Annotated in this window: 11 protein-coding genes; 3 read left to right on the forward strand and 8 right to left on the reverse strand. The window is 66.2% G+C overall.

Features of this window, described 5'->3' with window-relative positions:
• Positions 1-114: 114 nt before the first annotated feature.
• From U1839_RS26060 to U1839_RS26095, 8 genes are all read right to left on the reverse strand, one after another.
• Positions 115-1,470: a DEAD/DEAH box helicase gene (locus U1839_RS26060; RefSeq protein WP_332806472.1), complete on the reverse strand. Its 1,356-nt coding sequence runs from the start codon at positions 1,468-1,470 to the stop codon at positions 115-117.
• A gap of 197 nt (positions 1,471-1,667) precedes the next feature.
• Complete coding sequence (locus U1839_RS26065) at positions 1,668-1,964, reverse strand: hypothetical protein (protein WP_332806473.1); 297 nt, start codon at positions 1,962-1,964, stop codon at positions 1,668-1,670.
• A gap of 74 nt (positions 1,965-2,038) precedes the next feature.
• A complete protein-coding gene (locus U1839_RS26070) occupies positions 2,039-3,337 on the reverse strand; it encodes an amidohydrolase family protein (protein WP_443030663.1) in 1,299 nt (432 codons plus the stop codon).
• A gap of 5 nt (positions 3,338-3,342) precedes the next feature.
• Complete coding sequence (locus tag U1839_RS26075) at positions 3,343-4,773, reverse strand: amidohydrolase (RefSeq protein ID WP_332806475.1); 1,431 nt, start codon at positions 4,771-4,773, stop codon at positions 3,343-3,345.
• 96 nt (positions 4,774-4,869) lie between these two features.
• Positions 4,870-5,583: a phosphocholine cytidylyltransferase family protein gene (locus U1839_RS26080; protein WP_332806476.1), complete on the reverse strand. Its 714-nt coding sequence runs from the start codon at positions 5,581-5,583 to the stop codon at positions 4,870-4,872.
• Positions 5,583-6,671, reverse strand: coding sequence for an inositol-3-phosphate synthase (locus U1839_RS26085; RefSeq protein WP_332806477.1), 1,089 nt, complete (start codon positions 6,669-6,671; stop codon positions 5,583-5,585). Before U1839_RS26085 ends, U1839_RS26080 begins: the two co-directional genes overlap by 1 nt.
• A gap of 59 nt (positions 6,672-6,730) precedes the next feature.
• Entirely contained in the window at positions 6,731-7,570 is an 840-nt protein-coding gene (locus U1839_RS26090; protein WP_332806478.1) for a CDP-alcohol phosphatidyltransferase family protein, read from the reverse strand.
• A 132-nt stretch (positions 7,571-7,702) separates the two neighbouring features.
• Positions 7,703-8,857, reverse strand: coding sequence for an acyl-CoA dehydrogenase family protein (locus tag U1839_RS26095; RefSeq protein WP_332806479.1), 1,155 nt, complete (start codon positions 8,855-8,857; stop codon positions 7,703-7,705).
• Positions 8,858-8,985: 128 nt separating this feature from the next.
• Here U1839_RS26095 and U1839_RS26100 point away from each other — a divergent pair, with 128 nt between their 5' ends.
• The 3 genes from U1839_RS26100 to U1839_RS26905 all read left to right on the forward strand — a co-directional run bounded on the left by U1839_RS26100 (position 8,986) and on the right by U1839_RS26905 (position 10,493).
• Complete coding sequence (locus tag U1839_RS26100) at positions 8,986-9,987, forward strand: fumarylacetoacetate hydrolase family protein (protein ID WP_332806480.1); 1,002 nt, start codon at positions 8,986-8,988, stop codon at positions 9,985-9,987.
• Complete coding sequence (locus U1839_RS26105; RefSeq protein WP_332806481.1) at positions 9,984-10,232, forward strand: DUF7336 domain-containing protein; 249 nt, start codon at positions 9,984-9,986, stop codon at positions 10,230-10,232. The genes U1839_RS26100 and U1839_RS26105 overlap by 4 nt, the downstream gene beginning before the upstream one ends.
• Before the next feature lie 84 nt (positions 10,233-10,316).
• The gene (locus U1839_RS26905) at positions 10,317-10,493 is read left to right on the forward strand and encodes an Imm42 family immunity protein (RefSeq protein ID WP_503653554.1); all 177 of its coding nucleotides are present in this window, start codon (positions 10,317-10,319) and stop codon (positions 10,491-10,493) included.
• Positions 10,494-10,577: the final 84 nt, after the last annotated feature.

The following is a 10,577-nucleotide window of genomic DNA, read 5'->3' on the forward strand; positions in this document are numbered from 1 at the left end:
AGTCGCGTAATCGTGATCCCAGACATCTCCGCCTCCAATCCAACACTTCCGCATCGAATCAGAAAATCAACCTCTTGGGAATCCCCGCAGAGTCAGTCCTTTCGCCCGCTGGTATTAAGCGTTGGCCTGCGAGCGACCGCCGCCGGTGCCACCACCGCCGCCACCACGACCGCCGCGACGCGGGCCGCGGCCGCGCGGGGCATAGGGGCTGGTCGGCCGGGCGGCATGCGTGGCGCGCGGACGCGCCGGGCCGCGCTCGGCGCGCGAACGCTCTTCGCGCGGCGCCGGATCGGCGCCGATCGTCGTCACGCGGATCGCCTTCAAGGCATTGGCGCGCTGCTGGAAATCGGCCGGCAACGGCAGCACGGTGATTTTCTGGCGCGTCACCTTCTCGATGTCGCGCAGGTACGGACGCTCGTCCTCGGCGCAGAAGCTGATCGCGGAGCCCGACGCGCCGGCGCGCGCGGTGCGGCCGATGCGGTGGACATATTGCTCGGGCACGTTGGGCAGCTCGAAGTTAAACACATGGCTGACGCCCGACACGTCGATGCCGCGCGCGGCGATGTCGGTCGCGACCATGACCTTGACCTTGCCCGACTTGAACTCCGCCAGCGCGCGCTCGCGCTGCGGCTGGCTCTTGTTGCCGTGGATCGCGGCGGCGGCGATGCCATTGCCGGCGAGCAGCTTCACGACGCGGTCGGCGCCATGCTTGGTGCGCGTGAAGACCAGCGCGCGTTCGACATCGAGATCGTTAAGCGCGATCGTCAGCAGCGCCTGCTTCTCCGACTGGTTGACGAAGGTCACCGCCTGGTCGACGCGCTCGGCGGTGGTTGCCGCCGGCTTGACCGACACGGTGACGGGATCCTTGAGGAACTGGTCGGCCAGCTCGCGGATCGCGTTGGGCATCGTCGCCGAGAAGAACAAGGTCTGGCGCTGCTTGGGCAGCATGCGGACGATCTTGCGCAGCGCATGGATGAAGCCGAGGTCGAGCATCTGGTCGGCCTCGTCGAGGACGAGGATCTCCAGCGTGACGAGGCTGACGAAGCGCTGCTCGATCAGGTCGAGCAGGCGGCCCGGCGTGGCGACGAGGATGTCGACGCCGCGCGCCATGTCGGTGCGGTTCTTGTTGATGCTGGTGCCGCCGAACACGGTGGCGACCGACATCTTCGAGAACTGGCCGTAGCCGCGCGCGCTCTCGGCGATCTGGCCGGCGAGTTCACGCGTCGGGGCGAGCACGAGCATGCGGCAATGCGTCGGCAGGACGCGCTTGGCGTCTTCGACGAGGCGCTGGATCGACGGCAGCACGAAGGCGGCGGTCTTGCCGGTGCCGGTCTGCGCGATACCGAGCAGATCGCGGCCGGTCAGCACGGTCGGGATGGCGTCGCGCTGGATCGGGGTGGGGGTGACGTAGCCCTTTGCTTCGAGCGCGCGGACGAGCGGATCGGCGAGGCCGAGATTCTTGAAAGACATGAAAAAATGAGTCCGATATTGGCCATGCACGCAGGCCCGGTGGACGCACGTGTGGCGGGGGTAAATGACACCCCGCGTGACTTGGGAAGCCTAGTGAACAACCGAGACGGAGCCTGTGCCCTGACGGACACGATCACGCTGCATGACGCCTCGATGGGTGGCATATGCATGCTGCGATGCAATAAGTCAAGGTCGGGTCAGGTGGTGACCTCGGGTTGCAGTACGGCGAGCGCGATCAGGCCGGCGGTCACGGCAAGCCATAAGGCCGCAAGCGGCAGTACCGCGCCGCTCACCAGCGACAGCACGTACAGGATGCCACCAAGCGCCACGCTCACCTCGGCGATGCGTGCCCACAGCCTCGCCCGCCCGCGCAACAACAGCTCGGTTCCGCTGACAAGCGTGAGGATCGTCAGCAGGATCGCGACATCGAGCATCAAGAGCCGCGTGTCGCCGGTGCGCAGGTCGCCAACGATCGCGGAGGTCGCGGCGCTCACAAATCCGGCAGCGGGGCCGACCCAGGGCCAACGTCGCCGGTTTCGCGCGGGGGCAGTCGGCGCTCCTGCTTGGGTCATCGCTGATACGCCTTGGGCAGCGCCCCTTCGCCCGGCTGCATGTAACGGTCGCGCAGCATGCGCTGGCGCGTGTCGAGCGGTTGCTTCACCCCGTCGATCCACACCGCCTCTGCCGCGGCGTCGAGTTCGAGCGGGTCGTTCGACCAGATCACCACATCGCCGCGCCGCCCGGGGCGCAGCGAGCCGATCTCGCCGCCCATGCCGATCGCCTCGGCCGGTGCCGAGCTGATCGCCGCGAACGCCGCGTTCCAGTCGAGCCCGGTCGCGCCCGGGATCCGCGCCAGCGCGACGAGGTTGCCGGCATATTGCTTCTCGAGCCGCGCCTGACGCGCGTCGTTGTCGCCGATCATGCCGAGCCCGACGACGACGCCGGCCATCTTCATGCGCCCGACATTGGACTGGGTCGCCGCGAGCTGCTCGAAGCTCGCCGGCAGGTCGTTGAGCGCCGAGGCGATCACCGGGACATGCGCGGCGGCGAGTTGCGATGCGACCATCCAGCCCTCGCTGACGCCGACCAGCACCAGCCTGAGCGCCGGCATCTCGCGCTTGAGGTCGAGCAGCACGAGGATGTCGGAGGCACGCTCGACATGCACCAGCAACGGCACCTTGCCTGCGATCACCGGCTGCAAGGCCTCGGCATCGGCGCGCGTCAGCAGCGCATCCTTGCCCTGGTCGGCGTAGCCGCCGGGGTTGCGCGCATAGAGCTTCGCCTGGGCGAGCGCGTTGCGGAACGCCGCGATCGCCGCCGGGCGGCTGCCGCCCGCAGCGCGCCCACCATCCTCGCCATATTCCATGAACTGGAAGGCGCGCGGACGGGTGACCGCGTCGACATCGGCGCCGAGATCGATCACCGCACCTTGGCCGGCGAAGATCGAGCCGCGATTGTCCGGCGCGACGATCGCGCGGGTGATGCCTTCGGCGCGGTTGAGCGGCACCGCGCTGGTGCGCGGGTTGACCGCCGGCGCGACGTCGATCGCGGCATGGAACGGGCTGCCCGATGCGCCGCTGTCGTTGGTCGCATCGACACCATCGACCTCGACGATGCCGAGCCGGGTGAAGCCGGCGACGATCCCCGGCGTGACATAATGTCCGCCGGCATCGACCGCCTGCACGCCCTGCGGCACGGCGACATGCGCACCGGCGGCGACGACGCGGCCGTCACGGATCAGCACGGTGCCGCCGTCGATCGGCGCGGAGCCGTCACCGATGACGAGTTTGGCGTTGACGATCGCGACCGACTGCGCGGCGGCGGGGGCGGCGACGAACGCCGCGGCGGTGGCGAGGAGCGGGAGCAGGCGCTTCACTTGACGTCTCCCGCGCCGGGCTGGCCGAGTTCGAAATCCGATACCGGTCGTCGTGTCGGGTCATTGGCGTCGTAGAGCAGCGCGCCGTCGATCCACACCTTTTCGGGCCGGGCATAGACGCTGAACGGGTTGCCGTTCCACAGCACGAGATCGGCCATCTTGCCGGGCTTGAGGCTGCCGGTCCTGTCGGCGATGCCGAGCGCGCGCGCCGGGTTGATCGTCAGCCATTCCCAGGCGGTGGCGTCCGAAATCTGGATCCCCGCGCGGCGCCCGGCGGCGAGCGCCTTGGCGACTTCCTGGTTGAGGCGCTGGATGCCGTTCTCGTCGTCGCTGTGGATCATCGCGCAGGCGCCGGCATTCTGCAGCAGCGCGAGATTCTCGCTGATCGCGTCGTAGGATTCCATCTTGAAGCCCCACCAGTCGGCCCACACCGCCGCGCAGGTGCCATTGGCCTTGAGCAGGTCGCCGATCTTGTAGGCCTCGACCGCATGGTGGAACGCGCTGACGTGATAGCCGAATTCCTTGGCCATATCGAGCACGATGGCCATTTCGTCGGCGCGGTAGCAATGGTTCTGGACGAGGATCTCGCCGGCCAGCACGCCGCGCAGCGTGTCCATCGCGATGTCGCGCGCGGGTGGCTCGCCGCCGTCCTTTTCATACTTGTCCCATTTGCGCTTATATTCGACCGCGCGCGCCCAGGTGGCGCGATCGACCGCGATATTGCCCATGCGGGTCGAGGGCTCGCGCCCCTTGCTGCCATAGACGCGCTTCGGGTTCTCGCCGCACGCCATCTTGAGGCCATAGGGCGCGCCGGGGAATTTCATGCCCTGCTCGGTGCGGGCATAGACGTTCTTCACCACCACCGAGCGACCGCCCATCAAATTGGCCGAGCCGGGCAGGATCTGGAGCGTGGTGACGCCACCATTGGCGAGTGCGCGGCTGAAGCCGGGGTCCTGCGGCCAGACACTGTGCTCGGCCCAGACATCGGCGGTGACCGGCCCGGTCGCCTCGTTGCCGTCGCTATTGGCGGGCACGCCGGGCGAGGGATAGTCGCCGAGATGGCTGTGGATATCGATGATGCCGGGGGTCAGCACCTTGCCGGTACCGTCGATCACCGTCGCCCCGGCGGGCGCGGTCAGCGATTGGCCGATCGCGACGACCTTGCCATCGGCGAACAGTGCCGATCCGCGCTCGATCCGTCCGCCTTCGCCGTCGAAGATCGTGACGTTGGTCACCAGCGTCGGCACGCCGGGATAGGCATGATAGGTCGAGGGATAGGGGTCGTGGCTATAGCCCTTGCCCATGCCGGGCGCGGGCGCCTTGGCCGGCGTGCTGCTCGCGCTTTGCGGTTTCGCGCCGTCGCCCGCGCAACCCGCCAGCATCGTGGCGCCGGCCAGCGCCAGCAGGAAACCCTTTATCACGCGCATGATTCAGCCCCGTTATTGTCGCGTCCCGTGGTGCGGGATGTCCGGCAGTGTGTTGCTGATGTCAACCGCCCGGCGCGGTCTCGCAGGTGAATATTGTCAGCTGTCCCGGGGCGGTGTCGTCCACGCCTCCGCCGCCGCCAGCGCTTTCGGATCGTCGACGTCGATCCAGTCGAGATCGCTGCATTCGACCACTTCGGCCGCGCCGCGCGCTGCGAGTGCGCGCACGGCCTCGGTGATCGAGGGGGCTTCCAGCCCGGCGAGCGCGTCGAAGAATGGCGGCCCGACCGCGAAGACGCCGGTATCGTAGCAATCGTGCGGGGCCATGCCCTTGCCGATGGCGACGATCCGCGCGCCCTCCGTGGCGACGAAGGTTACGTCCTCGGGGTCGACCCAGGGATGGCCGAGCCGGCGGTCGACTCCCAGCCGCAAGCCCGGGCCCGCGCCGGTCGCCGCCATGCGCGCATAAAGCGCCGGCTCGACGAGGTGATCACACATCGCGAGCAGCGTCGGCCGGCCGGCCAGTTGATCGACCGCCGCCAGCGCCGACACGCCATTGGGCAATTGCCAGTCGCGCGACCGCACGGTCGTCACCGCGAGCGGCCAGTCACGCGCCGCAATATGCGCCTCGATCGCCTCGGCGCGGTAGCCTGTGACGACGATCGCCCGTGCGATCCCGGCGGCCGCCAGTCGCTCCAGCGCATGGTCGAGCAGGGCCTTGCCGGCCACCACGCACAGCGGCTTGGATTCAGCCGCCGCACGCAGGCGGGTGCCCGCGCCGGCTGCCAGCAATACCGCCGTATCGATCGGCATCACGCCGCGATGAACTGCTCGACCGCCAATTGTGCGAGGTCGTCGGTCATCTGGATCGGCGGGTGCTTGCAGAAATAGGCCGATGCCGGGTGGATCGGGCCGCCCAGGCCACGATCGCTCGCGATCTTGGCGCAACGGATCATGTCGATCGCGACGCCGGCCGAATTCGGGCTGTCCTCGACCGAAAGGCGCAGCTCGAGGTTCATCGGCACGCCGCCGAACATCTGGCCTTCCATGCGCAGGAAGCAGACCTTGTTGTCATTCTGCCACGCGACATAGTCCGACGGGCCGATATGGATGTTGTCGTCTTCCATGCGCTCGGCCGCGACCGACTGCACCGCCTCGGTCTTCGACACCTTCTTCGAGGCGAGCCGCTTGCGGTTCGACATGTTGAGGAAGTCGGTATTGCCGCCGGTGTTGAGCTGATAGGTCCGGTCGAGCTTGACGCCACGCTTGTGGAACAGGTCGGTCAGTACGCGGTGGACGATCGTCGCGCCGAGCTGCGCCTTGATGTCGTCGCCGACGATCGGCACACCGGCATCGGTGAACTTCTTGGCCCAGGTCTCGTCGCTGGCGATGAACACCGGGATGTTGTTGACGAAGGCGACGCCGGCCTCGATCGCGCATTCGGCGTAGAATTCGGTCGCCTTCTGGCTGCCGACCGGCAGGTAGTTCATCAGGACGTCGGCACCGCTCTCGCGCAACGCGGCAACGACTTCTTCCTTGCTCGGCTGCGGCAGGTCGGCGACGACGAAAGTGCGGTCTTCGGCATAGTCCTGCATATGCTCGGCGACGCCGTCGAGGATGTTGCCCATCGCGACTTCGACGCCGCTCGCCGGCACGTCGGCACAGAAGATCGCAGTGCAGTTCGGCTTGGCGAAGATCGCTTCCGCCACGTCGGTGCCGACCTTGCGCGCGTCGATGTCCCATGCCGCGACGATGCGGATATCGCTGGGCTTATAGCCGCCCATTTCCCAGTGCATCAGCCCGATATGATCGTTCGAGCCTTCCCGGTAATGGGCGAGGCCCTGGACCAGCGAGCTCGCGCAATTGCCGATCCCGATGATCGCGATGTTGATGGACTTCATGGTGTAACGACCCTTTCGACTTCAATGAATGTTGGGGAGTGCCCGGCCTAGCCGGGGAATCAGGTAGGAAGCGCCGATGTTCGGTCGGGGCGCGTGAACGCCCCTTCGACGCGGCGATGCCAGATGAGGCCAATGACCAATATGAGGGTCAACGGCACGATCTCGAACCACCAGAAGAAGCGTGGATTGCCGAGCAAACACGCCAGAAAGATGGCGTAGACGCGCATATTGGCACTTTCGAGCGCCATCAGCTTCATCGCCGGCGCGGCCTGAGCACCATAAGCGGCGCCGAGGCGCCGTGGGTCGTCGCTGTCGCGCAGCAGCCGGTCGAACGGTTCGGCGAGCCGATCGATGCCGCGCGAGATATTGTCGTACAACCACTCGACCACGCCGCCGGCGCGCTGCGGTCGCGTGGTGCCCGCGTCGCCACGCACGCGGCGGTGGAAGCGCGCGCGCTCAGCTTCATAAGTGCTCGACTGCGCCACATGCGCGGCACCGGCGGTCAATGCCAGCGCCCAGCCTTCGCCGGTGCCGATATGAGTCGCGATGAGCACGTAGATCAGGACGAAGACGCCATGGTCGCAGATGCCGTCGAGCAGCCGGCCGAACGGGCTGGCGGTGCCGGTCGCGCGCGCGACCATGCCGTCGAGGCCGTCGGCGATCAGCCAGGCAATCGACAGCAGCAGGCCGACGAACGCCGCCACCGGGCTGGCCCAGTTCCAATAGGCGATCGCCGCGCCGCTGCCGAGTGCGAGGCCGATCAGCGACACGGCATTGGCCGATACGCGCAAGGCAAGCGCGATCGGCAACAGGCGGCGGGCCGCTGGGTGGATCAACCAGAGATTGGTGGGATCTTCTATCCGCCTGTCTCGGGACCCGTCGGGCGGTGGCAATGTCATCGGAGTGTCATGATGCCAATATGGATCAAATGACGCAAGGTATTCAGCGCATCGGCGCCCGGATTCGGGACGAGTGGCGCCGCCATGGCCGGCGGCGCCCCCTGATCGCGACTGAGAATCCAGCGTTTTATCTCACAGGCTGCGCCCGATCAGTTCCTTCATGATCTCGTTGGTGCCGCCATAGATTCGGCTGACGCGCGCCGCGCGCCACATCCGGGCGATGGGATATTCGTTCATGTAGCCGGCGCCGCCGTGCAGCTGGAGGCACTTGTCCATCACTTCCCATTGCAGTTCGGTGTGCCACAATTTGGCTGCCGCGCCCTCGGTCGGGGTCAGTTCGCCCTTGAGGTGGCGCTGGATCGCCCAGTCGAGATGCGCCCAGCCGACCTGCAGCTTCGACTTGAGGTCGGCGAGGACGAATCGCGTGTTCTGGAAATCGAACACCATGCCGGCGAACGCCTTGCGCTCCTTGGTGAAGGCGACGGTCTCGTCGAACGCCTTTTGCGCGCTCGCATGCGTGCCGACGGCGATCGACAGGCGCTCCTGCGGCAGCTGGCTCATCAGGTAGATGAAGCCCTTGCCTTCCTCACCCAGGCAATTGGTCATCGGCACGCGCACGTCCTCGAAGAACAGCTCCGAGGTGTCGGCGGCGTCCTGGCCGATCTTGTCGAGTTTGCGCCCGCGCTTGAAGCCTTCGCGATCGCTCTCGATCAGGATGATCGACATGCCCTTGTACGCCGGCTTGGCGTCGGGGTCGGTCTTGGCGACGACCAGGATCAGGTCGGCATTCTGGCCGTTGGTGATGTAAGTCTTCGAGCCGTTGACGACATAATGGTTGCCGTCCTTCTTCGCGCTGGTGCGGATCGCTTGCAGGTCGGATCCGGTGCCCGGCTCGGTCATCGCGATCGCGGTGATCGTCTCGCCCGACACGAAGCGCGGCAGCCACTGCTTCTTCTGCTCTTCCGAGCCATAGGCGACGATGTAGTCGCACACGATGTCGGAATGCAGCGTGAAGCCGGCGGGCACGCCATTATACGCCATCTCCTCGTTGACGATCGAATTGTAGCCGAAGTCGAGGCCGAGGCCGCCATATTCCTCGGGCACGGTCGGGCACAACATGCCGACCTCGCCGGCCTTGCGCCAGAATTCCTTGGGGACGAGTCGGTTGGCTTCCCATTCGTTGACGTTGGGCACGCCTTCCTTCTGCAGGAAGCTGCGCACCGTCTCGCGGAACGCCTCGTGATCCTCGTTATAAGCAAAACGGCCCTGCACGGTGTCGAGCGACATTTCAGTTCTCTCCTGCAACCTTTTGTCCAGCTCTGCGAGCGATTGACGCGAACGTCAAGCGGCGCGCGGCTCGACTTGTCGTGACGATGATGGGTATGGGTGGGCTAAACACAGGAGAGAATGCGCGCATGAAACTCGCCAGCCTCAAGCATGGCCGTGACGGCAAGCTCGTCATCGTGTCGAACGACCTCGCCTGGTGCGCCGATGCCGGCCATATCGCGCCGACGCTGCAAGCGGCGCTCGACGACTGGGACCGGCTGCTGCCCGACCTGCAAAATCTGGCGACCGACCTCGAGCATGAGATGATTCCGCGCGATCGCTTTCATGAACATGGTGCGGCATCGCCGTTGCCGCGGGCGTATCAATGGGCCGACGGCTCGGCCTATGTGAACCATGTCGCGCTGGTGCGGCAGGCGCGCGGGGCCGAGATGCCGGAGAGTTTCTGGCACGATCCGCTGATGTATCAGGGCGGCTCGGACGGTTTTCTCGGGCCACGCGATCCGATCCCGCTCGCCGACGAGGCATGGGGCTGCGACCTCGAAGCCGAGGTCGTGGTCGTCACCGGCGACGTGCCGCTCGGGGCGAGTCGCGCGGAAGCGTTGGCGGCGATCCGGCTGGTCGGGCTGACCAACGATGTCTCGTTGCGCAACCTCATCCCCGGCGAACTCGCCAAGGGCTTCGGTTTCTTCCAGTCCAAGCCCGCCAGCGCCTTCTCGCCGGTGTTCGTCACGCCCGAGGCGCTCGGCGAGTGGTGGCAGGACGGCAAGCTGCACCGCACGCTGAAGGTCGATCTCAACGGCCAGGCCTTCGGGCGCGCCGATGCGAGCGTGGACATGACTTTCGATTTCGGCACGCTCGTCGCGCATGCCGCCAAGACCCGCGCGCTCGGCGCCGGCACGATCATCGGGTCGGGCACGGTGTCGAACCGCGACTCCGATGGCGGCCCGGGCAAACCGGTCGCGGCGGGCGGCGTCGGCTATTCGTGCATCGCGGAACTGCGCATGGTCGAGATGATCAACGGCGGCGCGCCGGTCACGCCGTTCCTCAAAAAGGGCGACACCGTCCGCATCTGGGCCGAGGACGACAAGCATCATCCGATCTTCGGGGTGATCGAGCAAGTTGTCGGGTGATCGAGCGGCGTTTCGTATACCTGCTCTGGCATAGCCGCGAGCTTGGCGAAGGCGAAACCGATGACAAGTTGATCGGCATCTATGATAGTGGCGAGGCTGCGGAGGCGGCGCGTGTTCGGAAGCTTGATTTCGAGGGCTTCCGCGATTGGCCGGAGAGCTTTCTTATAGATCGTTACGAAGTGAACAGGGATGCTTGGTCGGAAGGGTTCGTTACCGTTTGCCCTAATGAAAATCATGGCTCCTGATCGGGATGTCGTCCTCCCGATCGCGGTTGTCGCGGTAATGATAGACTTAGTGCGGCTCCGGTATCCATTCCCGGGGTCTGAGGCGTGATCGTCGGCGATCCGCACTCGTTCGCGATTGAAAGTTCAATCACGGAAGCATTCCCACGACCCAGCCAACGCGCGCTGGGGTATTTTGTGATCCACCTTCTTGGCCAGTCATATGGCGTGCGAGCGCCCGATGCTTCTTTGCTAGGCCGTGTTGACAAAGGGGATTCCCAATAGCGGCAGTATCTGATTCAGGGTGGCTTTTGGGAGGCTGCCTTGATCCGTGGTTTGATGAGCGACGAAGAATGGAGCTGCCTTAAG

It is taken from the genome of Parasphingomonas halimpatiens, assembly GCF_036663795.1.
In the GTDB taxonomy this organism is placed as follows: Bacteria; Pseudomonadota; Alphaproteobacteria; order Sphingomonadales; family Sphingomonadaceae; genus Sphingomonas.